The organism is Streptomyces kryoterrae (assembly GCF_054072135.1).
On record NZ_CM133358.1, the window covers coordinates 2,351,645 to 2,375,161 of the forward strand.

Genomic DNA, 23,517 nt, shown 5'->3' on the forward strand with positions numbered 1-23,517 from the left:
GCTTTGATAGTCCCCTATCGTTTTGGTAGTACCCTCTCACTTCGTTCGGATGTGCGTGCCCAACAGGGTGCGCCGGAGAAGGGAGACGGCTTGTGTCTGTGCTGCTGTACCGGCTGGGGCATTTCGCCTACGCCAGGCCCTGGTATGTGATCGCCGGCTGGCTGGCGGTGGTGGCCGCCGTGGTGGCGCTGCTCGTGGTCAACCCCGTCAAGCTGAGCAACGAGGTACGCATCGACGGCACCTCCGCCCAGGAGGTCATCGACGATCTGGCGAAGTCCCTTCCCGAGGCGTCCGGCGGGCAGGGCATGCTGGTGTTCCGCGCGCAGAACGGGACGCGGGTCGACGGCGAGGAGAGCCGCGCCGCCCTCATCGCCGCGGTGGACGCGGTCTACCGCCACGACCACGTCATCGACGCCCGCAAGGTCCTCGCCGACGAGCTGTCCAAGGGGGAGAAGAGTCCGCTGCTGCGGACCCAGGCGGCGGTGGCCGAAGCCGCCGGGCAGCCGACGGGAGGCAAGGTGCCGACCCCGCTGCTGCAGGACGGCCGACCGGTGCCCGGGGTCATCGTCTCGGCCGACGGCTCCACCGCCCTGATGCAGTTCCAGTTCGACGAGCAGACCTTTGAGCTGCCCTCCGGCACGATCGACAGCACCGTCGAGGCCGCAGAGCAGCAGGCCGACCGAGCCCACCTCGACGTCCTGCCGTCGGCGGCGATGCTGGAGATACCCGAGATCGTGGGCGCCGGTGAGATCGTCGGCGTCGTGGTGGCGGCCATCGTCCTGCTGGTCACCCTGGGGTCGGTCGTGGCTGCGGGCCTGCCCCTGATCATCGCGTTGGTCGGTGTCACGTTGGGCGTCGGCGGCGCCTTCACCCTCTCCACCGTCTTCGAGATCCACTCGCTCACCGCCGTACTGGCCCTGATGCTGGGGCTCGCCGTCGGCATCGACTACGCCCTGTTCATCGTCAACCGGCAACGGCGGCTCATCCTGGACACCGGCCTGGACGCGCACGAGGCGACCTGCCGCGCCATCGGCACCGCCGGCAGCGCGGTCTTCTTCGCCGGCAGCACCGTCATCATCGCCCTGACAGGACTGCTGGTGGTCGGTATCACGCTGCTCAGCACCATGGCCATCGCCGCCGCGGCCACGATCGCCATCACCGTCCTGCTCGCCCTGACCCTGCTGCCGGCGCTCCTGGGCCTGGTCAAGGAGCGCATCTGCTCGGCCAAAACCCGGCGCACCGCGCAGCAGCAGGCCTCCGCCGCCGCACGGACACGGGCCACCCGCTGGGGATCACACCTGGTCCGCCACAAGTACCCCGCTCTCGCGGCGGCGTTCCTGATTCCCCTGGTTCTGGCGCTGCCCGCCCTCGACATGAGGATGGGCCTGCCGTCCGGCGCCAGCTACAACCCCGACACCGCACAGCGCCAGAGCTACGAGGAGGTCAGCGACACCTTCGGCCCCGGCTACAACGGACCCCTCATGCTCGTCGCCCGCTCCTCCGACAGCGGGCGGCCGCTCACCCCCACGGCCCTTGCCGCGGTCGTCTCCGAGCTGAAGGACACCGAGGGCGCCACTTCGATCTCTCTGGCAGGTATGAACACCGCCGGCACCGTGGCCGTCCTCAGCCTCGTTCCCGGCGACGGTCCGAACGACGACGGCACCAAGGACCTCGTCACCTCCGTGCGGGACAAGAGCCGGGAGATCCGCGAAACCCATGGCGTCAGCATCGGCATCACCGGCTTCACCGCCCTCGCGATCGACGTGTCCGACCGCCTCGGGGACGTCCTGCCCCTCTACGTGGCCACCGTTCTCGGGCTCTCACTGATCGTCCTGCTCCTGGTCTTCCGCTCGGTCGTCGTCCCGGTGATGGCCACTCTCGGCTTCCTGCTCAGCATCGCCGCCACCTTCGGCGTCACCACGGCCGTCTTCCAATGGGGCTGGCTGCAGGCGCTGTTCGGACTCGACGCGAGCGCACCTGTGGTGAGTCTGCTGCCCATCATCGTCACCGGCGTGCTCTATGGACTCGCCATGGACTACCAGGTGTTCCTGGTCACCTCGATGCGCGAGGCCCGCATGCACGGTGCCGACCCGCTCGACGCGACCGTCTCCGGCTTCGCCCGGGCGAGTGCCGTCGTGGTCGCCGCGGCCACGATCATGGTCTCGGTCTTCGCCGGATTCATCTTCAACGCCCAGCCCATGATCAAACAGGCTGGATTCGCGCTGGCGGTGGGCATCCTCATCGACGCGTTCGTCATCCGCATGACGTTCATCCCTGCCACCATGGCACTCGCGCGGGAGAAGGCCTGGTGGATTCCCGTGTGGCTGGACCGTCTCCTGCCCGATCTGGACGTCGAAGGCGAGAAACTCGCGCAGAAGATCCCGCTCCCCCATCCTGCCGCTCCCCGGCAGCACGCCACAGCGCGGCAGACCTGACGCTCCGTCGGCGAACATGTGCCTGCCGGTAACGCCGAGCCCCCGGTCGTCGGCCGCGGTGCCGGTGCCATCCCGCCGCGGTCGACGGTGGCGCCGGCAGGCGTTCGATGACGGTCTCCCGAGGTGGCCCCGCTGCCGCCCGCCCGCAGGTATGGCTACGGGGTGGGGCCACCACACGTCACACACCGCTGTGCCGCAGACTGGGCACCGATCGCTTGGCCGACCAGGGGATGTATTTCATGGCGGCCCGGCCTTTGACACTGATGGCGGTGCGCGCCCATCCGGACGACGAGGCTACGGGACCGGGGGGTGTCCTGGGGCGATATGCGGCAGAGGGCATTGGCACGGTGCTTGTCACGTGTACCGACGGTGGCTGCGGTGACGGTCCGGGGTGCGAAGCCGGGCGACCCCGGGCATGATCCGGCTGCCGTTGCCGTGCTGCGTCGAGGCGAACTCGAAGCGAGCTGTGACGTCCTGAGGGTCGGTCATCTTGTCACACCAGCCTGACCGGCCCGGCGTCGATCGGCAGGCGGACCAGGAGACAGGGCTTACGGCGCAGGTCCTTGCCCTCGTGGAAGGGCGACAGCCGGTTGAGCTGGTTGCCGGAGCCCGTCTGGACGGCAGGTACCCCGTGCGTTCCTGCGACCTGAAACCGTCCGCCGGGGACATCGCCTGCGGCTGCCGCCGACTCCTGGAAGGGGAACGGGGCCGAACGGCCGGTGGACCTGGTGCGCTCAGGTCTGCCGGGCGGCCGGCCGGGTCTTCGCGACCATGCCGCCGTCCCCGAGGGTGACCATCGCGTGGATGGGTATGGTGCTGGCGCGCATGAGCGCGGCGAGGCCCCGGCGGCCCTGCTGGCGGGCGAGCTTGGGCCCCAGGGTGGTCATCAGGGCGGTGAGGGCCGGCATCGGACGCCCGAAGAGCGTGATCTCCTTGATCTTCGCCTCGTCGTCGAGCCGCAGCAACTGCACCTCCTCGAACGACTGGGACCCCACCCGCGCCCGGTAGACCAGCGCGTACACGTCGCGCTCGCCGGTCTGGGTGTGGTAGCGGACGTCCTTGACCACCGTGAACGCCGAAGTCAGGAAGTCACGCAGCTGGTCGGATCCCTCGAAGCGGAACTGCTCGGTGAGCGGCGAGCCGAGCACGACGTCCCGGCTCAGGCACGCGACCGCGGCGTCGACGTCACCGCGTTCCTCGGCGGAGCGCCAGCTCGCGACGGTGGCGGCGGCGGAGTGCAGGGTCTCGGACATGGATCTCTCCCGGTATCAGCGGCGCGATGGGATGTGCGGGTGCCGACGTGCTTGGTGGACGGGGTGTGCGGGTGGTGGGTGTCAGCCGGTGAGCTTGTTCATCGTGCGGATCTGCTTGTCCAGGACCCAGGCGGGAACGAAGCGGAGCATGCGTGCGCGTCCGGCCATGGGACCGGCGGCGTAGCGCAGTTTCGGCTTGGTGTCGGTGGCGGCTGTGACGATCGCCTTGGCGACCACGGCGGGGTCGTCGCCGCTCTTGATCGCCTCTGTCATCAGGCGGTCGAAGACGTGCCGCTGGCCGGCGTAGGTCTGCAGGGGGGTGTCGGGCTTGGCGCTGTTGGCCTCGAATCCGGTGTTGGTGTAGGCGGGTTCGACGAGGAGCGAGCGGACGCCGTACTGGCGGACCTCGTGGTCCAGGGACTGGGAGTAGCCCTCGATCGCGTGCTTGGACGCGCCGTAGACGGCCATGTAGGGGGCGGGGATGAAGCCCTGTACGGACGAGAGGTTGATGATGCGACCGCGTCCCTGGGCACGCATGTGCGGCAGGACCTCCTTCACCATGCGCATGACCCCGAAGACGTTGATGTCGAAGACGCCCTGGGCCTGCGTGAGTGAGGTTTCCTCCGCCGCGCCGATCGAGCCGATGCCGGCGTTGTTGACCAGCACGTCGATCCGCCCGAACCGCTCGATCACCTGCTGGACCACGGCGGTGACCGACTTGTCACTGACCACGTCGAGGTCGAAGAACGTCACGCCCTGGAGCGGGGTGACGCGTGAGGTGTCGCGGCCCGTGCCGGCCACCTCGAAACCCGCCGCGACCAGCGCGAGCGCGGTCTGCCTGCCGATGCCGGAGGACGCGCCCGTCACGAGGGCCACCGGCCGATTTGTCGTCATCATGAACTCCCGAACCCATCTGGAAACCGATCGGTTTCTCCTTGGCCTCACTGTAAACCGATCGGTTTCCGATGTGCAAGCTCAAACATGGAACCGATCCCGGGCCGCGTCACCGGCCGGCTTCAGGTTCAGCTCGTCCGGCGACCGCCGCCATGGCGGCACGCGCCGGACGAGCAGGCAGGAGAGACGCGACAGCGCCATCCGCGCGCCGCGATCACGAGTTACTCCTCCCGGACGAGAAGGCGATCGCCGCCACCTTGACGCGGAGCACGGAAGAACGCCCGCCCGGCGTTCGAGAACATGGCCAAGGGTGAGGAGCACGAGCGGGCCTCCCGCGCCATCAGCAGCTCAAAGGCGACCGGTTACCTGCGGCGTACCTGCGGCCCATCTCGCCACACCCCGAAACGCTCCAGACGCAGATGCAGGGATACGCCGTCGCGGCAGCCACCATGCGGCAGAAGCCCTCGGCGGCGTCCAGCGAGACGGGCACGAGCCCGATGCCGCCGACGATGATCACCGGCGGGGCGCAGTACTCGTTCTGACGAATGCGTCCATCGTGCACATACGGACAGTGACTGCGGTCGAGAGACACAGGCGCTTGGCGGGCTTGGGCATCGGCGGGCACCCGGCGGCAGCGGCAGGGTCCGCCCGGCGCGGGCCGGCCCCCGGGCGCGGGACGGCGCGGGGCGCAGGCGGCGAGTGATCCCTCATCGCTCAGCAGCTCCCGCGAAGCAACGGGCCGTCATGGTTCGCGGCCCGTCAGCCCGATCGCCCCGCGTCACTTCCGGAGGGATGACGGGTGTGGACCCCGTCCGACAGTCGACAGCCGGCAGGTGCGCCGCACCCGCGTTCTCCGCGCAAGGTTTCTCGCCGTCCGCCCTGATCGAAAAAGGGGCCGCCGTGTGCGCCGGGCCGGAGCAGGGGGCGTGGGCTTCCGTCCGGTGCGGAGGCTCGCCGAGGAATCCGGGCCTACGTGATCAGGGCCGATCGCTGATGGCTCGGTAGGCCGCGACGAACAGGGTGTAGCACAGGTCGATCAGTTCTTCGACGGTGGCGTTCTGGTGACCGAGGCTCCAGTCCACGAGGAGTTCGTTGACTCCGCCGACCAGACTCATCGCGGTCATCGTGAGCCGGCTGGAGGAGGCTTCCGAGCCGGGGAGCGGTGCGACGACGGCGCCGACCATGGCGGCGAATTCGTGCAGGACCTCACGGCGCCGTACTTCGAGGCGGGGGCTGGCGCCCACGACCTCGATGAGCACCAGGCGGGCCATGCGGGCGTCGCCGGCCAGTGTGCGGATGAACACCTCCAGACCGGCGCGCAGCTGGGCGTCGACATCGGGTGCGGCGGCGGCTGCGGCCTGCGCGGTTTCGGCTTGGATCGCAGCGATCAGCTCGTTGTAGACCCCGGCGAGAAGATCTTCGCGGTCGCGGAACGACTCGTAGAAGTAGCGCTCGGTCAGTCCGGCATGGGAGCACACCTGCTTGACGGAGGCTGAGGCGTATCCGGCCGTGCCGAACAGGTCGAGGCCCGCCTGGACGAGGCGGGCGCGGCGCTCCTGCTGTCGTTGCGCCGCATCGCGTCCGCCGTAGCGCCGCCCGGCGGTCTGTGTGCCGGTCATTTCTCCCCTTCGCAGAGGTGTTGACACCGGTGTGCTCCGAACTGACACTCTAGCTTGTCAGTTCATCTGACATGGCATCGTGTCAGACACGCGTGGGGGCCGCCTGCCGCTCGGCGTTCCGCTCATGCCCAGGGCAAGAAAGGGGCTCGACCGTGGCAGCACCGCCCGAAAACCCGTACACGTCCAGCCCAAGAGACCGCGACCGGCTCCCCCGCACACCACGCACACAGCCGCTGACCGGCCGAGTGATCGCGGTCACCGGGGCGGGCCGCGGAATCGGGCGGGCCGTCGCGGCCCGGCTCGCCGCCGCCGGGGCCGCCGTGGCGATCGGCGATCTCGACGCGGACCTTGCCGTGGAGGCTGCTGGTGCCATCGGCGCGCATCCCGGTGGCCGGCTGCTCGGGCTGTCTCTCGACGTCACCGACACACCTTCCTTCGAAGACTTCCTGCGCACCGTCGAGACCCGGCTGGGCCCGATCGACGTACTGGTCAACAACGCCGGAATCATGTGGGTGGGCCCCTTCGAGGAGGAACCGGAGGAAGCCGCCCTGCGCCAGTTCGACGTCAACGTCCACGGCGTACTGCGGGGGATGAAACTCGTGATCCCGGGGATGCGGAAACGCGGTCGCGGCCACGTGGTGAACATCGCCTCCGCCGCCAGCAAGGTCGCCCCGGCCGGCGAGGCGACCTACGCGGCGACGAAGCACGCCGTCCACGGCTACAGCACAGCCGTCCGCGCCGAACTGCGCGGCACCGGCGTGCACGTGTCCCTGGTGATGCCCGGCGTCGTGGACACCGAGCTGGCCGTGGGCACCGCGACCGGCCCCACCCGGCGCCTGACGACGGATCAGGTGGCCGACGCGGTGCTCGACGTCGTGCTGCGCCCTCGGTTCGAGGTCTTCGTTCCCCGCCAGGTGGCCGCCCTGACCCGGCTGGCCGCGGTCCTGCCGGGCCGTGCCCGCGACGCCCTGCATCACCTCCTCGTCCCCGACCAGCTCGCCGCCCTGTCCGACCGGTCGGTCCGCGCGGCCTACGAGCAGCGCACCCGGACCGCCCGCCATCCCGAAGGTTGAGCCCGTGACCACCACGCCCAAGCCGGCGCCCAGCGCGAAGAAGGCCAAGAAGGTCCAGGACGCCGCCGCTCCGCGTCCCATCCCCGAATTCGAAGGTGTCCACGCCGTATGGCCCCGCGGTGACCGGCTGCGCGCCGTGCGCGGCGCCGCGGCCACCTACCGTGAGCGGTTCGTCCAGCAGGGCCGCATCCACGCCGTCCGCAGTTTCGACATCGCCGCCGCCCCGTACCCGACCCGGTTCGGCTTCCACGGCGCCGCGCGCGCCGTCAACCCCTTCGTGAGCATCGTCAACCGGATGCTCGTCGTGCAGTTCGACGGCTTCGACGGCGAGCCGAAAACACTGGTGTGGGAGCCGACCGTCGCCGCCGGAACAGCTCAAGCGCCGTTCTACGCCCAGCTCAAGCGGCTGGCGGGGGACTTTCTCACCGAGCACGTCTTCGCCCGCTTCTACCAGGACCCGAACACCGTCCTGCCCTCCTGCGGTCTGCGGCCCGAGGACGTGGACTTCGTCAGCTTCGACCATCTGCACGTCCAGGACGTGCGCATGATCATGGGAAGTACCAGCACCATTCCCGGCGAACGGGCGCCCCGCGAAGCGCTGTTCCCGCGCGCCCGGTTGCTGGTGCACCGCAGGGAGCTGGGCACCTTCGAATCGGTGCATCCGATGCAGTGGGCCTGGTACGTCGACGGAGGCATGGACGGGGTACCGCCCGAGCGCGTCACCGCCTTCGACGGCGATGTCGAACTCGGTGTCGGCGTCAGCCTGTTGTGGACCCCCGGCCATACGGACGGCAACCACTCCCTGGTGCTGAACACCCCCGACGGGGTGTGGGTCTCCTCCGAGAACGGCATCTCGGCCGACAACTGGCAGCCCGACCTCTCCCGCATCCCCGGGGTGCGCCGCCACGCCGCGTTCTACGGCCATGAGGTGGTGCCCAACGCCAACACGCTGGAGGACTCCCTCGACCAGTACGACTCCATGGTCAAGGAGAAGACCCTCGCCGACCCCAGCCGGCGCGATCCGCGCTGGCTGCAGATCCTGCCCTCCTCGGAGCTGGCCCCCTTCAAGCGGCACTGGCCGGTGGTGCCCAGCTTCCTCCACGGCGGTCTGAACTACGGCGAGTTGACTCCTGCCAGTGGTGACCGGTGACCGGCCCGGCCGCCCACCGGATCGCCGTGGACGGCGCGGACGGCGTGGCGTTGGCCGCCTGTCAATGGGGAGCGTCCACGGCTCCTCCGGTGGTGCTGGTCCACGGCTATCCGGACACCAGCGCCGTATGGCGCCCGGTTGCCGAACGCCTGGCCGACCGCTTCCACGTCACCGCCTTCGACGTGCGGGGAGCCGGTGCCTCCCACCGGCCCAGGGGTCTGCGCGCCTACCGGATGTCCCGGCTGGAAGCCGACCTGGAGGCTGTCCTCGACGCGGTGAGCCCCGACCGCCCGGTGCACCTGGTCGGACACGACTGGGGATCGATCCACTCCTGGGAGTCGGTCGCCGACACCCGCCTGGCCGGGCGGATCGCCTCCTTCACCTCCATCTCCGGACCCTGCCTGGACCACGTCGGCCACCTGATCCGGGCCCGCCTTCGGCCGCGGCATCCGGATCTGCCGAAGATGCTGAGGCAGGCCGCACGGTCCTGGTACATCGCCTACTTCCATTTCCCGCTCCTGCCCGCCCTGACCTGGCGAGCACTGGGACACCGCTGGCGCGCCTTCCTCACCGGCTCCCAAGGCGTGCCCGGGCACACCCCCTACCCCGCGCCGACGCTGACCCGCGACGCTGTGGTCGGCACCGCGCTGTACCGCGCCAACATGCTGCCCCGCCTGCTGCGTCCCCGGGACCGGCCGACCACCGTCCCGGTTCAACTCATCATCCCCACCCGCGACTTCTGCGTCACCCCGGTGCTGTCGTACGGAGTGGAGCACTGGACGCGCCAGATACAACGGCGCCCGATCGACGCCGGGCACTGGGTACAGCTCAGCCACCCCGAGGAGGTCGCGTCCCGGATCGCGGAATTCGCCCGCCGCATCGAAGACGCCTCCCGCCGCAGTCCGGACCACACCGCGCACCCGGTCTGACAGCCCAACAACCCAACAGGCCGGCGGTACTGGACGACTGCCTGACCGCCCTTCCGCACCCACCGATCACCGACGGAGGAGGAACCTGTCATGTTCCGAGCCGCACATGCCCACCCGGAGTGGCCGTCCGAGCCCATCGACCACCACGACCTGGTGCTGCAACCCCGGGACGTCACCTTCGACTGGAGTACCACCCCGCTGCACTGGCTGCCGGGTGAACCCTTCGCGACCCACACCTTCGATGTGCTCCACCTCATGCTCCCCGAGCTCGAACGCTGGTTCGTACGCACCTTCGAACAGGCACTGCCACTGATCACCGACGACCGGCTGCGCGAGGACGTACGCGGCTTCATCGGCCAGGAGGCGATGCACGCCGAGGCGCACCAGGGGGTCCTGGAGCACCTGCTCGCCAAGGGGCTGGACCCGGCTCCGTACACCCGGCAGTCCGAATGGATCTTCCGAAGGGTGCTCGGAGACCGGCCGGAGCTGACGCCGGCCGCCACCCACGCGCACCTCCTCCAACGGCTCGCCCTGATAGCGGCCTTTGAGCACTTCACCGCGTACATGGGTCACTGGATTCTCAGCAACGGGCACCTGGACCGGGCCGGCGCGGACCCCGCGATGCTCGATCTGTTCCGCTGGCACGGCGCGGAGGAGGTCGAACACCGTTCGGTCGCGTTCGACCTGCTGGTGCACCTCGATCCCCGGTACCGGCGCCGAGTGGCCGGCATGCTCGTCACCGCTCCGGTGCTGACCCGTCTGTGGATCCGCGGAGTCCGCTTCCTGATGAGCGCCGACCCCGAACTCGACGACCGGGTCGAGGTCCGCTTCCGCGACTACCTGGCCGCGGCCCGCAAGGACCTGTTGCCCCCGCCGGTCGCGTTCGCCCGCTCGGTACTGGGCTACTTCCGCCCCGGCTACCACCCGACCCAGGAGGGCTCGACCCAGCAGGCGGTCGCCTACCTGGCGGCGTCCCCCGCTGCCCGGACAGCTGCCCGATGACCCGACAGCCAGTGAGGCCTCCCATGGACATCAGCACACCCCTCACCCGGCCGCCGGACCTGTACGGCAGACCGCGCGGCGACTCCTTCATGCGGAAACTGGCGGCTTTCAGCGACAACGCGGTCACGCGCCTCACGCGGCGCGGCACTCCTCCCGGGCGCCCGCCGGCCACCGGAATTCCCGCGATCCGGGAACTGGTGGTCGCCACCAGGCACCAGGAGGCCGAGGATGTCGTCTCCCTGCGGCTGGCAGCACCCGACGGGGGAACACTCCCGCCCTGGCAGCCCGGCGCCCACATCGAACTGCGCCTGCCCTCCGGCCGCAAACGGCAGTACTCCCTGTGCGGCGACCCCGCCGACCGGTACCGGTACCGCATCGCGGTGCGCCACATCGCCAACGGCGGAGGCGGTTCGGCCGAGGTGCACGGCACTCTCGGAGACGGTATGCGGGTCGCCATCACCGGGCGGCCCCGGAACGCCTTCCCCTTCGCCGCCGAAGCGTCCGTCCTGCTCATCGCGGGCGGCATCGGAATCACCCCGATCCTGCCGATGGCCCGGGAAGCCGCCCGACGCGGGCTGGACTGGAGGCTTGTGCACACCGGCCGCAGCCGCGGCTCGATGCCCTTCGCGGCAGAGCTGGCCGAACTCGCGGCCGCAGCCCCTGGCCGGGTCTCCATCCGTCCTGACGACGAGTCCGGCGTGCCCGAAGCAGCCGATCTGTTGAGCTTGAGTCCGGCGGCGGGTGCGGTGTACTGCTGCGGGCCCGCGCCCATGATCGACGGCGTTCGGCGCGCGTTCGGTGGCAGCCGCGCGTCAGCCCTGCACTTCGAGCGTTTCGCCCCGGCCCCGATCACGGACGGCCGTCCCTTCGAACTCCAGCTGGGCGACACGGGACGGGTTCTGCCGGTGCCGTACGACCGCTCCGCCCTGGATGTTCTCCACGAGGCCCTGCCGGACCTGCCGTTCTCCTGTCGCCAGGGGTTTTGCGGCACCTGCCGGGTACGGGTGGCCCATGGCCATGTCGATCACCGTGACCGCCGGCTCACCGCCACCGAACGTGCGGCCGGCGCCATGCTGCCCTGTGTCTCGCGCGCACCGGAAGGAGAGCGGTTGGTGCTGGAGGTGTGAGCGATGGCCGAACGCCCGTAGAGCGCGGCCGTCGCCGCGAGGAACCTCAGCGGCAGCGTTGATACCCGACCCTTGGCGCGCCCCACCGCCTGGACGATGAGAGGGTCTGGGACACCGGCCAGATCCTCGTCGCCTACCTCCTGCCCCGCTCCGACCGGGAGAGCGGCGAGTTCTGGCAGGCCGCGGCCGAGGGCGAGCTGTGGGTCGGCCGCCGTCACTCCCTCGCGGAGGCCGAGCAGCTCCTCGGCCTGCCCTTCCGTGCCGTCCGCGAGGCCGCCGACGAGCTGCGTGCCGCCCCCGCCGTCCCCACCCGGATCATGCGCGGCTACGACGCCGGACTGGAAACCGTCGTGGCGACGGACGAGGAACGTGACACCGAGCTGAAGTCGGGTCCTGTCCGACCTGCGTCCGGTGAAGGACGACTGGGAGATCGGCAAGATGCGCACATGCTCGGCCTGGACGTGCACGACTGCGCCAAGGCCCGTACCGGGCTGTACGTCGACGGCACCCTCGAACCCGGCATGATCCTCACGGTCGAGCCGGGCCTGTACTTCCAGCCGGACGACCTGACCGTGCCGGCGGAGTACCGGGGCATCGGGGTCCGTATCGAGGACGACATCCTGGTGAAGGCGGACGGCCACGAGAACCTGTCGGCCGGGCTGCCCCGTAGGTCCGACGAGGTCGAGGCATGGATGCGGGGGCTGACCGGCGCGTAGCACCGGCCGGCCCCCGTCGGCCCCGTTGGGCCGGGTGCGCGGGTCAGGCCTGCGTGAGGACGACCTCCTGGATCTGCTCCGAGTGCACGGTCGGCATCGGGATGAAACCGGTGCGTCGGAACTCCACCAGGCTGGTCTTGACCCGCACCGGGCCGGGCTCGTAGGCGCCCGGCTCGGTGGCCTTGGTGTTCGACCACTGGTGCCAGGAGCCGTCACAGCTGGCGGGGATGCTGTCCATGCCGTGCCAGACGTTCTCGGCGCGCTCGATCGAGGCCGCGACGCGGACGGAGTCGCCGGTGCTGAGACAGCGGTAGCTGCCGGAGAGCGTGAGCTCGCCGTCGGACGTGATGCTGCCGGATTCGACCGTCACCTGGTCGAAGCCCTCGTCCGCGGCCTGGGCCGACGTCGCGGCCGGGGCCACGGTCAGCAGCACGGCGCCGGCGGCGACGGCCGCGGCGCGGAAGAGGGCCGGGAAAGACGGCGCGAAGGACAGTGACATGGGGAAACCTCCTTGGGGGGACTCCACAGGTACTGGTCCCACGCGCCCGCGCGCGTGATCATCACCCCTTCGTCGGCGAGTCGCGCGCTCCGACTGCCACGCTTTTCGGATCATTTCCGAATGTCAGGGTGGTGTCACAGCACGTCCGCGTGGTGTCACGCTTCCCCGACACGACTTGGCGCGGAGCCTCCGGCACGGGCATCGTCAGAAGTGGCAGGGAACCATCGCAGCGCAGCTGCACAGCATCGCCGCATCGCACCCGAGCACCAGCATCCGATCCGGAGGCACACCATGTGTTCACACCAGCCCCCGTGCCCCTCGTCCGACCGCCCCGACCGCGACGCCGCGCACATCGTCGCCTTCCACCCCGAGCAGGGCTGGAACCTCCTGTGCAACGGTGCGATCGTCTTCGACGACACCGGCGAGCTGCTGCCCGACGGCAGCGTGATCACCCCGCACCGCCTGATGACTGCGGCCTGAACGACCCGGGCCCCGGGCCTCGGACTCGCTACGGCAGCACCGCGAAGCCGTCCAGTTCGACCAGGGCCCGTTCGTCCCAGAGCCGGACGATCCCGACGACCGCCATCGCCGGATAGTCGCGCTCCGCCAACCTCCCCCAGACACGGCCGAGTTGACGGGCCTGGGCGCGGTATTCGGCGACGTCCGTGGCGTACACGGTGACCCGGGCCAGGTCGGCGGGCGTACCGCCGGCCGCGTGCAGTGCGGCGAGCAGGTTCCCGAGGGCCCGCTCGAACTGCTCGGGCAGGGTGTCCCCCACGACCTTCCCGTCGGCGTCGAGAGCGGTCTGCCCCGCGAGGAACACCAGCCGGGAGCCGGTGGCGACGACGGCGTGCGAGAAGCCGGCGGGCGGCGAGAGACCGGCCGGGTTGACGCGCTCGACACTCACCCGGCACCCGCCCCTTGGTCCAGGCTCTTCAAACTCTTCACGTCCTTGTACAACTCCTTCGCGATGACCGTCCGTTGGACTTCGCTCGCCCCCTCGTAGATGCGCGGTGCCCGCACCTCCCGGTAGAGGTGTTCGAGGAGATGGCCGCGCCGCAGCGCCCGCGCGCCGTGCAGTTGGACGGCCGCGTCGACGACGTACTGCGCGGTCTCGGTGGCCAGCAGTTTCGCCATCGCGGCGCGCCCCGGGACCCCTTGGGCACCTTCGTCGTACGCCGCCGCTGCCGCGTAGACCATCAGCCGGGCCGCCTCCGTGCGCAGGGCCATCTCGGCGACCTGGTGGGCGACGGCCTGGAGGTCCTTCAACTTGCCGCCGAACGCGTCCCGTTGGGCGGTGTGGGCCAGGGTCGCGTCCAGGGCCGCCTGGGCCATGCCGACCGCGAAGGCCCCCACGCTCGGCCGGAACAGGTTCAACGTGCCCATGGCGACCCGGAATCCACGGTCGGGTTCGCCGATGACGTCGTCAGCGGTCACCGGTACGGCGTCGAGGGCGAGGGTGCCGATGGGGTGCGGGGAGAGCATGTCGAGGGCGGTGCCGGTGAGGCCGGGCCGGTCGGCGGGGAGGAGGAACGCCGTGACTCCACGGGCCCCCGCCCCCGCTGTCGTACGGGCGAAGACGGTGTAGAAGTCGGCCTCGGGGGCGTTGGAGATCCAGCACTTCTCGCCGGTGAGGCGCCAGCCGGAGGGGCCGTCGGGGGCGGCCGTGAGGGACAGGGCCGCCGCGTCGGAGCCCGCGCCCGGCTCACTCAGCGCGAACGCGGCCACCGCGCTGCCCTCGCTCACCCGGGGCAGCCAGCGTTCCCGCTGGGCCGGGGTGCCGTGGGTGTGGACCGGATGGGCGCCCAGGCCTTGGAGGGCAAGGGCGGTCTCCGCCTCGGTGCAGGAGTGGGCGAGAGACTCCCTCATCAGGCACAGGTCGAGCGCCCCGGAGGTGAACAGCCGCGAGAGCAGCCCCAGTTGGCCGAGTTCGGCGACGAGAGGACGGTTGACACGGCCCGGTTCGCCCTTCTCCGCGAGCGGGCGCAGCCGGTCTGCGGCCAACGTGCGCAGCTCGGCACACCAGGCGGCCTGTGCCGGTTCGAGCGAGAATGCGGGCATCGCCGGTCCTCCCTCCGAGGCCACCGGTCGCGGCCCCTCCCCCGACGGTATCGCGCACCGTTGACTGTCGTCACCAACACGATACGCTCGTTCCGCGAGCCCACCAGTACGCCCATCACGGCAAGGGGGCGACCCGCCTTGGACCCCATGGACTCCAGGCAGCCCAGGCAGCCCAGGCAGCCCGGGTACGGCAGTGTTCCCGAGGAGCGCGCCGACGCCGCCCGGCGGATCCCCTCGGCCCACGTCGACACCTTCGCGCGCGACCATCTGCCGCCCCCGGACCAGTGGCCCGAGCTCCGCCTCGACCTGCCCGAGCTGTGCTACCCCGACCGGCTGAACTGCGCGGACGAGTTGCTGAGCGGGCCCGCGGCCGAACGCCCCGCGTTCCGTGACGCCGCCGGTGAGGTGTGGACCTACGGCGAGCTGCGCACCCGCGTCGACCGGGTCGCCCATGTCCTGAACCGGGATCTCGGGGTCGTACCCGGCAACCGTGTCCTGCTGCGCGGCCCCACCACACCCTGGCTCGCGGCCTGCTGGCTGGCGGTGCTGAAGGCGGGCGCGGTCGCGGTCACCGTGCTGGCCCAGCAGCGTCCGCACGAGCTGAGCACGATGTGCGAGATCGCCCAGGTACGGCACGCGCTGTGCGACATCCGGGCCCTCGGCGACCTCGTCGAGGCGGCGGTACCGGGGCTGCGGATCACGACGTACGGCGGCGACGGCCTCGACGACCTGCTGAACCGTCCGGTGCCCGGCACCCCGTATCCCGCCGTGGACACCGCGGCCGACGACGTGGCGCTGATCGCGTTCACGTCCGGCACCACCGGCCGCCCGAAGGGGTGCATGCACTTCCACCGGGATGTGCTCGCGGTCGCCGACACGTTCTCGCGGCACGTGCTGAAGCCGCGCGCGGACGACGTGTTCGCGGGCAGTCCGCCGCTCGGTTTCACCTTCGGGCTCGGCGGTCTGGTGGTCTTCCCGATGCGGGCCGGGGCCAGCACGCTCCTGCTCGAACAGGCGGGCCCCAAACAGCTGTTGCCGGCCATCGCCGAGCACCGGGTGTCGGTGCTGTTCACGGCGCCGACGGCGTACCGCGCGATGCTCGACGAACTGGACGCCTACGACACCGGCTCGCTGCGCCGCTGTGTCTCGGCGGGCGAGAACCTGCCCGAGGCCACCTGGCGGGCCTGGTACGAGCGCACCGGCCTGCGGCTGATCAACGGCATCGGCGCGACCGAACTGCTGCACATCTTCATCTCGGCCGCCGACGAGGACATCAGGCCCGGTACGACCGGGATTCCGGTGCCGGGGTGGCACGCGCGCGTGCAGGACGAGAACGGTGAGCCGGTGCCGGACGGCACGCCGGGGCCGCTCGCGGTGCGCGGCCCGGTCGGGTGCCGCTATCTCGCCGATCCGCGCCAGGGCGCGTATGTGCGGGACGGCTGGAACATCACCGGGGACACGTACGTCCGGGAGAGCGACGGCTACTTCCGGTATGTGGCCCGGGCCGATGACATGATCATCTCGGCCGGGTACAACATCGCGGGCCCCGAGGTCGAGGAGGCTCTGCTCCGCCATCCGGACGTCGTGGAGACGGCCGTGGTGGGGCGTGACGACGAGGCACGCGGGCAGGTCGTGGTGGCGTACGCCGTGCTCAGGGAGGGCGTACGACGGGACGCGGAGGCGTTGCGCGCGTTCGTCAGGAAGGAACTGGCGCCGTACAAGTGTCCGCGCGAGATCGTCTTCCTGGACGCCCTGCCGCGGACGGCGACGGGCAAGCTCCAGCGCTTCCGGCTGCGCACCGGCCCGACGCCGACCTGACGTCGACCTGGCGCCGAACTGAAGTGATCTTGACCGAAAGTCATTCCCTGAAGGTAGTTGACCAGCGGAAATGGCGAGCAGCAGCGATTCCGGCGGCCTAAAATGATCAACGTGTCCGAACAGCACGCCCCGCGGTCTCTCATCGTCACGCTCTACGGCGCGTACGGCCGTTTCATGCCCGGCCCGATACCCGTCGCCGAGCTGATCCGGCTCCTCGCCGCCGTCGGCGTCGACGCGCCCTCCGTACGGTCGTCCGTGTCCCGCCTGAAGCGGCGCGGCCTGCTTCTGCCGGCCCGAACGGCGCAGGGCGCGGCCGGATACGAACTCTCGCCGGACGCCCGCCAGTTGCTCGACGACGGTGACCGGCGCGTGTACGCCGCCGCCCCGCCCCCGCCCGACGAGGGCTGGGTCCTCGCCGTGTTCTCCGTGCCCGAGTCGGAGCGCCAGAAGCGGCATGTCCTGCGTTCCCGGCTGGCCGGACTCGGCTTCGGCACGGCGGCCCCGGGCGTGTGGGTGGCCCCGGCGCGCCTCTACGAGGAGTCCCGTCACACCCTGGAGCGACTGCGCCTGGACCCGTACGTCGACTTCTTCCGCGGCGAGCATCTGGGCTTCGCGGCGACGGTGGAGTCGGTCTCCCGCTGGTGGGACCTGGCCGCGATCGCCAAGGAGCACGAGGCGTTCCTCGACCGCCACGCGCGCGTGCTGCACGACTGGGAGAAGCGCGCGGACACCCCGCCCGAGGAGGCGTACCGCGACTATCTGCTGGCCCTGGACTCCTGGCGCCACCTGCCGTACACCGACCCCGGCCTGCCCGCCCACCTGCTCCCGGCCAACTGGCCGGGCGTCAGCTCGGCGGCCGTCTTCCAGGGGCTGCACGCCCGGCTTCGGGACGCGGGGGCGACGTTCGCAGGTGTGTGACCTCAGCCACATCAGGGGTCACTCACGCAACCCTCAGGTTCCTCTTCGCCTCTTCTCAAGTTTCTTACCTAACGTCCGGGGGGCCGCACGCCGGGAGAGAGACGAGGACTGTCGCATATGACCACCACGGCCAGGCCCACGGGACCCACCAGGACTCGGGGAGCCACCGTCTGGCTCACCGGGCTGCCGAGCGCGGGCAAGACGACGATCGCCCAGGTGCTCGGCGACCGGCTGCGAGCCGAGGGACGCCGGGTGGAGATCCTCGACGGTGACGAGGTCCGCCGCTTCCTCTCCGCGGGCCTCGGTTTCTCCCGCGAGGACCGCAACACCAACGTCCAGCGCATCGGACTCGTCTCCGAGGTGCTCGCCCGCAACGGCGTCCTGTCCGTCGTCCCGGTGATCGCCCCGTACGCCGACAGCCGCGAGGCGGTGCGCGAACGGCACGACGCGAGCGGGACGCCCTACATCGAGGTGCATGTCGCGACCCCGGTCGAGGTGTGCGGCGAACGGGACGTGAAGGGCCTGTACGCCCGCCAGGCGGCGGGCCGGCTGACCGGTCTGACCGGCGTCGACGACCCGTACGAGCCGCCTGCCGAACCGGCGTTGACCCTGCGGACGCAGGAGCAGACCCCGGCGGAGTCGGCGGACGCCGTGTACGCGGTGCTGGCGGAGCGAGGGCTCGTGTGAGCGGATTCGGCCTTTGAGGGTCAACTTCCCAGGGTGAGCCGGGGTTTGGGGTCGTCCGTGCGTCCGGCGCGCGGGCGTCGGCTGCCCGCGCGGTACGGCGCCGGCCAGACGGCGCCCGGACCCTCGTACCCCTGCTCGGCCGCCGCGTGCAGGGTCCAGTTCGGGTCGTAGAGGTGTGGGCGGGCCAGCGCGCACAGATCCGTACGGCCCGCCAGGATCAGGGAGTTGACGTCGTCCCAGGACGAGATCGCGCCGACCGCGATCACCGGGGCGCCCGTCTCGTGGCGGATGCGGTCCGCGAACGGTGTCTGGTACGAACGGCCGTACTCCGGACGCTCGTCGGCCACCACCTGGCCGGTCGACACGTCGATCGCGTCGGCTCCGTGGGCGACGAAGGCGCGCGCGATCGCGACGGCGTCCTCGGCCGTCGTACCGCCGTGGGCCCAGTCGGTGGCCGAGATACGGACGGTCATGGGGCGGTCCTCCGGCCACACCTCCCGTACGGCGTCGAAGACTTCGAGGGGGAATCGGAGACGGGCGGCGAGCGGGCCGCCGTACGCGTCGGTGCGGTGGTTGGTGAGCGGGGAGAGGAAGCCGGAGAGCAAGTAGCCGTGGGCACAGTGGAGTTCGAGGAGGTCGAAGTCCGCGTCGGCGGCCCGTCGGGCGGCTGCCGTGAACTGCGCGCGGATCGTGTCGAGTTGAGTGAGCGTCAGTTCGTGCGGGGTCTGACTGTGCGGACCGTACGGGATCGGGGACGCGGCGACGAGCAGCCAGTTGCCCGCCTCCAGCGGCTCGTCGATACCCTCCCACATGAGCTTCGTCGAGCCCTTGCGGCCGGAGTGGCCGAGCTGGATGCCGAGTGCGGTGCCGGGGGCCTGAGAGTGCACGAAGGTGGCAATGCGCCGCCACAGCTGCGCCTGTTGGTCGGTGTAGAGGCCGGCGCAGCCCGGGGTGATGCGTCCCTCGGCGCTGACGCACACCATCTCGGACATCACCAGGCCGGCGCCGCCCAGTGCTCTGGCGCCCAGGTGGACGAGGTGGAAGTCGCCGGGTACGCCGTCCGTGGCCGAGTACATGTCCATGGGGGACACGACGACACGGTTGCGGAGGGTCAGTCCGCGCAGCCGGAAGGGCGTGAACATCGGCGGGGTCGCGGGTGGGCAGCCGAACTCCCGCTCGACGGCGGCGGTGAAGTGCGGGTCGCGCAGCCGCAGGTTGTCGTGGGTGACGCGGCGACTGCGGGTGAGGAGGTTGAACGCGAACTGGCGGGGCGGCTGGTCAAGGTAGAGGGGCAGGTTCTCGAACCACTCCAGGCTGGCGCGGGCCGCCCGCTGGGTGGAGGCGACGACGGGCCGCCGCTCCTCCTCGTACGCCGCCAGCGCCTCGGCGAGGGTCGGGCGCTCCTCCAGACAGGCGGCGAGCACGAGGGCGTCCTCGACGGCGAGCTTGGTGCCGGAGCCGATGGAGAAGTGCGCGGTGTGGGCGGCGTCCCCGAGGAGAACGACGTTGCCGTACGACCAGCGGTCGTTGACGACCGTACGGAAGGTGGTCCACGCCGGTTTGTTCGCGCGCAGCGGCCGTCCGCCGAGGGCGTCCGCGAAGATCTTGGCGCAGCGGTCGACGGATGCCGGTACGTCGGTCTCGTCGAAGCCCGCCGCCCGCCACACCTCCTCCCGCATCTCGACGATCACGGTCGAGGCGTCGGCGGAGTACGGGTATCCGTGGAGCTGCATCACGCCGTACGCCGTCTCCGCGATCTCGAAGCGGAAGGCGTCGAAGGCGAAGTCGGCGGCGAGCCAGAGGTAGCGGCAGCGGTGGGTGGTCAGCCGGGGGCGGAACTCCTGGGCGTAGGCCTCGCGGGTGGTGCTGTGCACGCCGTCGGCGGCGATGACCAGGTCGTACGCCTCCGTGAGCCACTCCGGGTAGGGCGCCTCCGTACGGAAGCGCAGCTCGACCCCGAGCGAGCGGCAGCGGGCGTGCAGGATCTCCAGGAGCCGGCGTCTGCCGAGGGCGGCGAAACCGTGTCCTCCGGAGGTGTGGCGGGTGCCCCGGTGGACGATGTCGATGTCGTCCCAGCGGATGAAGTGTTGCCGCAGGGCCTCGTGGACCACGGGGTCGGCGTGTTCCATGCCGCCGAGGGTTTCGTCGGAGAGGACGACTCCGAAGCCGAAGGTGTCGTCGGGGGCGTTGCGTTCCCAGAGAGTGATCTCCCGATCGGGTCGGAGGCGTTTGAGGAGGGCCGCGGCGTACAGGCCTCCGGGGCCGCCGCCGATGATCGCGATGCGGTGGGGGTGGCTGGTCCTTGTCGGCGGCTGCGGGTTGCCGGTGGCTGGTCGCGCCCCGCGGCGGAGCCGCAGATCGATACCGCCCCGCGCCCCTGGGTCCGCTGCCCCTGAGGTCGGCGTGACAGGCGAGGTCGGTGTCATCGGCCTTGCCACTTCGGAGGGCGTTTCTCCGTGAACGCCGCGTGGAATTCCGCGTAGTCCGCGCCGGTCATGAGGAGGGCCTGGGTGGTGGCGTCCAGTTCCACGGCTGCCGCCAGCGGCATGTCCAGTTCGGCGGTGAGGAGGGCCTTCGTCTGCGCGTACGCCAGTGCCGGGCCCTCCGCGAGGCGGTGGGCCAGCGTCCGGGCCGCCTCGTCGGCACGGCCCTCGTCGGTGAGTTCGCTGATCAGGCCGATGCGCTCGGCCTCGGGCGCCCGGACCGGCTCACCGAGCATCAGGAGGCGGGTCGCGTGGCCGAGTCCGACGACCCGGGGCAGCAGGTAGGCGGCGCCCATGTCGCCGCCGGAGAGGCCGACCCGGGTGAAGAGGAACGCGAAGCGTGCGGACGGGTCGGCGACGCGGAAGTCCGCGGCCAGCGCGAGAACCGCTCCGGCGCCCGCCGCCACCCCGTGCACCGCCGCGATCACCGGGAACGGGCACTCCCTTACGGCCCGCACGACCTGCCCGGTCATCCGGTTGAAGTCGAGCAGCTGGGCGGTGTCCATGGACAGGGTGGCGCCGATGATCTCGTCGACGTCGCCGCCGGAGCAGAAGCCGCGGCCCTCTCCGGCCAGCACCAACGCCCGTACGGACCGCTCCCTGGACAGCTCGGCGAGCAGGTCGCGCAGGTCGGCGTAGGCACCGAAGGTGAGGGCGTTGAGCTTCTCGGGGCGGGCGAGGGTGACGGTGGCCACGCCGGTGGGGGCGAGGTCGAGGCGTAGGTGGTGCCAGGTGGAGGTGCGGGGGGTCGAGCCGGTGAAGGGACTCATGCGCGGCCTCCTCGTCGAGCGGGGACGACTTCACACGAAGTTATCACTCATCTGTGACTGTCGTCAGGAGTGCGCGATACGTCTGACGAGGACGGTCCGGGTCCGTTTCGGTGATCCGGCCGGGTCACGAGGTGTCAATAACGCGGTAACAGTGGGAGCGGTCAGGGGAGACGGGCCGTTGGTCTGGGTAAGCCGAACGGTGAGCGGGGCCGAAAGTCCCGTGCGGCGCCCGACCAGTGCCTCTGCCGGACCTCGCCGTACCATTCCTCTTGTTGAAAGCAGGACAACCTGCTCCATGAACGGAACCGCCGTGCAAGAACCTCCCGCCCCGGCCTCCTGGCGTATCGCCCTGCCGCACACCGCCGCGGCGGTGCCTGTCGCCCGCGCGCTGGTCCGCACGGCCCTGACCGAGCTGGAGCATGCGGCGGCGGACTGCGACACGGCGGAGCTGCTCACCGCGGAACTGGTGGCGAACGCCGTGGAGCACACGGCCGGGGACACGCCGATAGAGCTGGTGGTGGAGCTGCTGCCGACCAGCTGCCAGGTCGAGGTGCACGATCCCGACCCGGCGCCGCCGGGAAACCTCACGCGGCCGTTGGCGGAGGAGCCGGATCCCTGGCAGGAACACGGCAGGGGGCTGCTGCTGGTCCGCACCCTGAGCTCGTCGTGCGGCCACCGGACCACGGACTCGGGCAAGGCGGTGTGGTTCCGGGTACCGGTGGTACCGGCCCAGTGGCGCCGCGCGTAAGGGTCTCGCCCCCTGGGGACTGCGCCCCCAGACCCCCCTTTCGCGCTGAACGCGCTCGTCCTCGAACGCCGGACTGGCTGGAAATGCGGGCCGGCGCCGGTATTTCAGCCCGGCCGGGGAAATTCAGCCCTCTTGGGGGTCCCCCCTCGGGGGAGTTTGAGGAGCGGGGTCTGGGGCGGAGCCCCAGAAGGACGGGACGGGTAGGGGCGGCGGGGCGAGAAAGCACAGCCCGGAACGCGACACCTACCCCAGCGAAGCGACCAGCACCGCCTTGATCGTGTGCAGCCGATTCTCCGCCTCGTCGAACACCACCGAGTGCGCGGACTCGAACACCTCGTCCGTGACCTCCAGGGACTCCAGCCCATACGTCTCGTATATCTCGCGCCCCACCTTCGTACCAAGATCATGGAACGCCGGCAGACAGTGCAGGAACTTCACATCCGCGTTCCCCGTCGCCCGCAGGACGTCCATCGTCACGGCATACGAAGCCAGCGCCGCGATCCGCTCGGCCCACACCGCCTTCGGCTCCCCCATCGACACCCACACGTCGGTGGCGACGAAGTCGACGCCCCGCACACCCTCCGGCACATCCTCGGTCAGCGTCACCCGCGCCCCGCTCGCCTCCGCCAGCTTCCGCGCACCGGCGACGACGTCCTCGGCCGGCCAATAGGCCCGCGGCGCGACGATCCGTACGTCCATGCCGAGCAGCGCGCCGGTGACCAGGTACGAGTTGCCCATGTTGAAGCGCGCGTCGCCGAGGTAGGCGAAGGCGATCTCCGGCAACGGCTTGCCGCTGTGCTCGGTCATCGTCAGCACGTCGGCCAGCATCTGGGTGGGGTGCCAGTCGTCGGTCAGGCCGTTGAACACCGGCACGCCCGCGTACGCGGCCAGCTCCTCCACCGCCGCCTGACTGTCGCCCCGGAACTCGATCCCGTCGTACATCCTTCCGAGCACCCGCGCGGTGTCCTTCACCGACTCCTTGTGCCCCATCTGCGAGCCCGACGGGTCGAGGTACGTCGTCGAGGCGCCCTGATCCGCCGCCGCGACCTCGAACGCGCAGCGCGTACGCGTCGAGGTCTTCTCGAAGATCAGCGCGATGTTCTTCCCCGCGAGGTACCGCGTCTCGGTCCCGGCCCTCTTCGCCGCCTTCAGCTCGGCGGCGAGGTCGAGCAGCCCACGGAACTCCTCGCCGGTGAAGTCCAGCTCCTTGAGGAAGTGACGCCCGGCGAGGGCGGTCGGGACAGTCGCCATGGGGGCGCTCCAGGTGATCCGGCAGGGCGTACAGGACACAGACGAATGGAAGTCTATACGACTCATTACATTTCTATGCGGTCA

22 protein-coding genes and 2 pseudogenes are annotated in these 23,517 nt (G+C 70.7%); 14 read left to right on the plus strand and 10 right to left on the minus strand.

All coding sequences use genetic code 11. From position 1 onward, the window contains the following. Positions 1 to 92 precede the first annotated feature (92 nt). Together ACW4TU_RS09860 and ACW4TU_RS09865 are read left to right on the plus strand one after the other, a co-directional pair. Positions 93 to 2,435, plus strand: a complete 2,343-nt coding sequence (locus ACW4TU_RS09860; RefSeq protein WP_457426687.1) for an MMPL family transporter — start codon at positions 93 to 95, stop codon at positions 2,433 to 2,435. Positions 2,436 to 2,674: 239 nt separating this feature from the next. Further along, positions 2,675 to 2,933, plus strand: a pseudogene (locus tag ACW4TU_RS09865) (PIG-L deacetylase family protein); the annotation flags it as partial. 236 nt (positions 2,934 to 3,169) lie between these two features. Here ACW4TU_RS09865 and ACW4TU_RS09870 read toward each other — a convergent pair. Both ACW4TU_RS09870 and ACW4TU_RS09875 read right to left on the minus strand, forming a co-directional pair. Beyond that, positions 3,170 to 3,688 carry a nuclear transport factor 2 family protein gene (locus tag ACW4TU_RS09870; protein ID WP_457426689.1) on the minus strand — a complete coding sequence of 173 codons (519 nt, stop codon included), beginning with the start codon at positions 3,686 to 3,688 and terminating at the stop codon, positions 3,170 to 3,172. 81 nt (positions 3,689 to 3,769) lie between these two features. Continuing rightward, on the minus strand, positions 3,770 to 4,582 hold the full coding sequence (locus ACW4TU_RS09875; RefSeq protein WP_457430009.1) for an oxidoreductase: 813 nt from the start codon (positions 4,580 to 4,582) through the stop codon (positions 3,770 to 3,772). 419 nt (positions 4,583 to 5,001) lie between these two features. On the opposite strand from ACW4TU_RS09875, the gene ACW4TU_RS09880 reads away from it, so the two are divergent. Next, complete coding sequence (locus tag ACW4TU_RS09880) at positions 5,002 to 5,124, plus strand: hypothetical protein (RefSeq protein WP_457426691.1); 123 nt, start codon at positions 5,002 to 5,004, stop codon at positions 5,122 to 5,124. A gap of 435 nt (positions 5,125 to 5,559) precedes the next feature. Here ACW4TU_RS09880 and ACW4TU_RS09885 read toward each other — a convergent pair whose 3' ends face one another. Then, the gene (locus tag ACW4TU_RS09885; protein WP_457426693.1) at positions 5,560 to 6,201 is read right to left on the minus strand and encodes a TetR/AcrR family transcriptional regulator; all 642 of its coding nucleotides are present in this window, start codon (positions 6,199 to 6,201) and stop codon (positions 5,560 to 5,562) included. A 152-nt stretch (positions 6,202 to 6,353) separates the two neighbouring features. On the opposite strand from ACW4TU_RS09885, the gene ACW4TU_RS09890 reads away from it, so the two are divergent. The 5 genes from ACW4TU_RS09890 (at position 6,354) to ACW4TU_RS09910 (ending at position 11,482) form a co-directional block, all read left to right on the plus strand. Then, on the plus strand, positions 6,354 to 7,274 hold the full coding sequence (locus ACW4TU_RS09890; protein WP_457426695.1) for an SDR family oxidoreductase: 921 nt from the start codon (positions 6,354 to 6,356) through the stop codon (positions 7,272 to 7,274). Positions 7,275 to 7,278: 4 nt separating this feature from the next. Next, on the plus strand, positions 7,279 to 8,424 hold the full coding sequence (locus ACW4TU_RS09895; protein WP_457426697.1) for an MBL fold metallo-hydrolase: 1,146 nt from the start codon (positions 7,279 to 7,281) through the stop codon (positions 8,422 to 8,424). After that, the gene (locus ACW4TU_RS09900) at positions 8,421 to 9,353 is read left to right on the plus strand and encodes an alpha/beta fold hydrolase (RefSeq protein WP_457426699.1); all 933 of its coding nucleotides are present in this window, start codon (positions 8,421 to 8,423) and stop codon (positions 9,351 to 9,353) included. Before ACW4TU_RS09895 ends, ACW4TU_RS09900 begins: the two co-directional genes overlap by 4 nt. A 90-nt stretch (positions 9,354 to 9,443) precedes the next feature. Then, positions 9,444 to 10,355, plus strand: coding sequence for a metal-dependent hydrolase (locus ACW4TU_RS09905; RefSeq protein ID WP_457426701.1), 912 nt, complete (start codon positions 9,444 to 9,446; stop codon positions 10,353 to 10,355). 23 nt (positions 10,356 to 10,378) lie between these two features. Beyond that, on the plus strand, positions 10,379 to 11,482 hold the full coding sequence (locus ACW4TU_RS09910) for a PDR/VanB family oxidoreductase (protein ID WP_457426703.1): 1,104 nt from the start codon (positions 10,379 to 10,381) through the stop codon (positions 11,480 to 11,482). Here the strand turns inward: ACW4TU_RS09910 and ACW4TU_RS09915 are convergent. Further along, on the minus strand, positions 11,380 to 11,928 hold the full coding sequence (locus ACW4TU_RS09915) for a hypothetical protein (protein ID WP_457430766.1): 549 nt from the start codon (positions 11,926 to 11,928) through the stop codon (positions 11,380 to 11,382). The two genes, ACW4TU_RS09910 and ACW4TU_RS09915, sit on opposite strands and share 103 nt — an antisense overlap. On the opposite strand from ACW4TU_RS09915, the pseudogene ACW4TU_RS09920 reads away from it, so the two are divergent. Beyond that, positions 11,926 to 12,198: pseudogene (locus ACW4TU_RS09920) on the plus strand (M24 family metallopeptidase); the annotation flags it as partial. The gene ACW4TU_RS09915 and the pseudogene ACW4TU_RS09920 sit on opposite strands and share 3 nt — an antisense overlap. Before the next feature lie 43 nt (positions 12,199 to 12,241). Here ACW4TU_RS09920 and ACW4TU_RS09925 read toward each other — a convergent pair. Continuing rightward, positions 12,242 to 12,697: a DUF6299 family protein gene (locus ACW4TU_RS09925; protein ID WP_457426705.1), complete on the minus strand. Its 456-nt coding sequence runs from the start codon at positions 12,695 to 12,697 to the stop codon at positions 12,242 to 12,244. Between the two features lie 291 nt (positions 12,698 to 12,988). On the opposite strand from ACW4TU_RS09925, the gene ACW4TU_RS09930 reads away from it, so the two are divergent. Beyond that, the gene (locus ACW4TU_RS09930) at positions 12,989 to 13,177 is read left to right on the plus strand and encodes a DUF5999 family protein (RefSeq protein ID WP_457426707.1); all 189 of its coding nucleotides are present in this window, start codon (positions 12,989 to 12,991) and stop codon (positions 13,175 to 13,177) included. A gap of 28 nt (positions 13,178 to 13,205) precedes the next feature. Here ACW4TU_RS09930 and ACW4TU_RS09935 read toward each other — a convergent pair whose 3' ends face one another. Both ACW4TU_RS09935 and ACW4TU_RS09940 read right to left on the minus strand, forming a co-directional pair. Then, positions 13,206 to 13,604, minus strand: a complete 399-nt coding sequence (locus ACW4TU_RS09935; protein WP_457426709.1) for a RidA family protein — start codon at positions 13,602 to 13,604, stop codon at positions 13,206 to 13,208. Continuing rightward, positions 13,601 to 14,758: an acyl-CoA dehydrogenase family protein gene (locus tag ACW4TU_RS09940; RefSeq protein ID WP_457426711.1), complete on the minus strand. Its 1,158-nt coding sequence runs from the start codon at positions 14,756 to 14,758 to the stop codon at positions 13,601 to 13,603. Before ACW4TU_RS09940 ends, ACW4TU_RS09935 begins: the two co-directional genes overlap by 4 nt. A gap of 147 nt (positions 14,759 to 14,905) precedes the next feature. On the opposite strand from ACW4TU_RS09940, the gene ACW4TU_RS09945 reads away from it, so the two are divergent. The 3 genes from ACW4TU_RS09945 (at position 14,906) to cysC (ending at position 18,181) form a co-directional block, all read left to right on the plus strand. Further along, positions 14,906 to 16,576, plus strand: a complete 1,671-nt coding sequence (locus ACW4TU_RS09945; protein ID WP_457426713.1) for an AMP-binding protein — start codon at positions 14,906 to 14,908, stop codon at positions 16,574 to 16,576. A gap of 102 nt (positions 16,577 to 16,678) precedes the next feature. Continuing rightward, complete coding sequence (locus ACW4TU_RS09950) at positions 16,679 to 17,494, plus strand: PaaX family transcriptional regulator (protein WP_457426715.1); 816 nt, start codon at positions 16,679 to 16,681, stop codon at positions 17,492 to 17,494. A 117-nt stretch (positions 17,495 to 17,611) separates the two neighbouring features. Beyond that, positions 17,612 to 18,181 (plus strand): adenylyl-sulfate kinase, encoded by a 570-nt coding sequence (cysC, locus tag ACW4TU_RS09955; protein WP_457426717.1) that lies wholly within the window; start codon positions 17,612 to 17,614, stop codon positions 18,179 to 18,181. 20 nt (positions 18,182 to 18,201) lie between these two features. On the opposite strand, the gene ACW4TU_RS09960 is transcribed toward cysC, so the two are convergent. Then, on the minus strand, positions 18,202 to 20,607 hold the full coding sequence (locus tag ACW4TU_RS09960; protein WP_457426719.1) for a bifunctional salicylyl-CoA 5-hydroxylase/oxidoreductase: 2,406 nt from the start codon (positions 20,605 to 20,607) through the stop codon (positions 18,202 to 18,204). Then, entirely contained in the window at positions 20,604 to 21,434 is an 831-nt protein-coding gene (locus ACW4TU_RS09965) for an enoyl-CoA hydratase family protein (RefSeq protein ID WP_457426721.1), read from the minus strand. Before ACW4TU_RS09965 ends, ACW4TU_RS09960 begins: the two co-directional genes overlap by 4 nt. Before the next feature lie 295 nt (positions 21,435 to 21,729). Between ACW4TU_RS09965 and ACW4TU_RS09970 the strand changes: the two genes are divergently transcribed. Next, positions 21,730 to 22,182 carry an ATP-binding protein gene (locus tag ACW4TU_RS09970; RefSeq protein WP_457426723.1) on the plus strand — a complete coding sequence of 151 codons (453 nt, stop codon included), beginning with the start codon at positions 21,730 to 21,732 and terminating at the stop codon, positions 22,180 to 22,182. A 243-nt stretch (positions 22,183 to 22,425) separates the two neighbouring features. Here ACW4TU_RS09970 and argF read toward each other — a convergent pair whose 3' ends face one another. Next, positions 22,426 to 23,433: an ornithine carbamoyltransferase gene (gene argF, locus ACW4TU_RS09975; RefSeq protein WP_457426725.1), complete on the minus strand. Its 1,008-nt coding sequence runs from the start codon at positions 23,431 to 23,433 to the stop codon at positions 22,426 to 22,428. Between the last annotated feature and the right edge of the window lie 84 nt (positions 23,434 to 23,517).

Bases quoted from the DNA above. Each gene is read 5' to 3' on its own strand.
- ACW4TU_RS09910 (WP_457426703.1), top strand. From the start codon at position 10,379: ATGGACATCAGCACACCCCTCACCCGGCCGCCGGACCTGTACGGCAGA.
- ACW4TU_RS09940 (WP_457426711.1), bottom strand. From the start codon at position 14,758: ATGCCCGCATTCTCGCTCGAACCGGCACAGGCCGCCTGGTGTGCCGAG.
- ACW4TU_RS09925 (WP_457426705.1), bottom strand. From the start codon at position 12,697: ATGTCACTGTCCTTCGCGCCGTCTTTCCCGGCCCTCTTCCGCGCCGCG.
- cysC (WP_457426717.1), top strand. From the start codon at position 17,612: ATGACCACCACGGCCAGGCCCACGGGACCCACCAGGACTCGGGGAGCC.
- ACW4TU_RS09945 (WP_457426713.1), top strand. From the start codon at position 14,906: ATGGACTCCAGGCAGCCCAGGCAGCCCAGGCAGCCCGGGTACGGCAGT.
- ACW4TU_RS09965 (WP_457426721.1), bottom strand. From the start codon at position 21,434: ATGAGTCCCTTCACCGGCTCGACCCCCCGCACCTCCACCTGGCACCAC.
- ACW4TU_RS09870 (WP_457426689.1), bottom strand. From the start codon at position 3,688: ATGTCCGAGACCCTGCACTCCGCCGCCGCCACCGTCGCGAGCTGGCGC.
- ACW4TU_RS09970 (WP_457426723.1), top strand. From the start codon at position 21,730: ATGAACGGAACCGCCGTGCAAGAACCTCCCGCCCCGGCCTCCTGGCGT.
- argF (WP_457426725.1), bottom strand. From the start codon at position 23,433: ATGGCGACTGTCCCGACCGCCCTCGCCGGGCGTCACTTCCTCAAGGAG.
- ACW4TU_RS09885 (WP_457426693.1), bottom strand. From the start codon at position 6,201: ATGACCGGCACACAGACCGCCGGGCGGCGCTACGGCGGACGCGATGCG.
- ACW4TU_RS09905 (WP_457426701.1), top strand. From the start codon at position 9,444: ATGTTCCGAGCCGCACATGCCCACCCGGAGTGGCCGTCCGAGCCCATC.
- ACW4TU_RS09880 (WP_457426691.1), top strand. From the start codon at position 5,002: ATGCAGGGATACGCCGTCGCGGCAGCCACCATGCGGCAGAAGCCCTCG.
- ACW4TU_RS09930 (WP_457426707.1), top strand. From the start codon at position 12,989: ATGTGTTCACACCAGCCCCCGTGCCCCTCGTCCGACCGCCCCGACCGC.
- ACW4TU_RS09950 (WP_457426715.1), top strand. From the start codon at position 16,679: ATGATCAACGTGTCCGAACAGCACGCCCCGCGGTCTCTCATCGTCACG.
- ACW4TU_RS09960 (WP_457426719.1), bottom strand. From the start codon at position 20,607: ATGACACCGACCTCGCCTGTCACGCCGACCTCAGGGGCAGCGGACCCA.
- ACW4TU_RS09875 (WP_457430009.1), bottom strand. From the start codon at position 4,582: ATGACGACAAATCGGCCGGTGGCCCTCGTGACGGGCGCGTCCTCCGGC.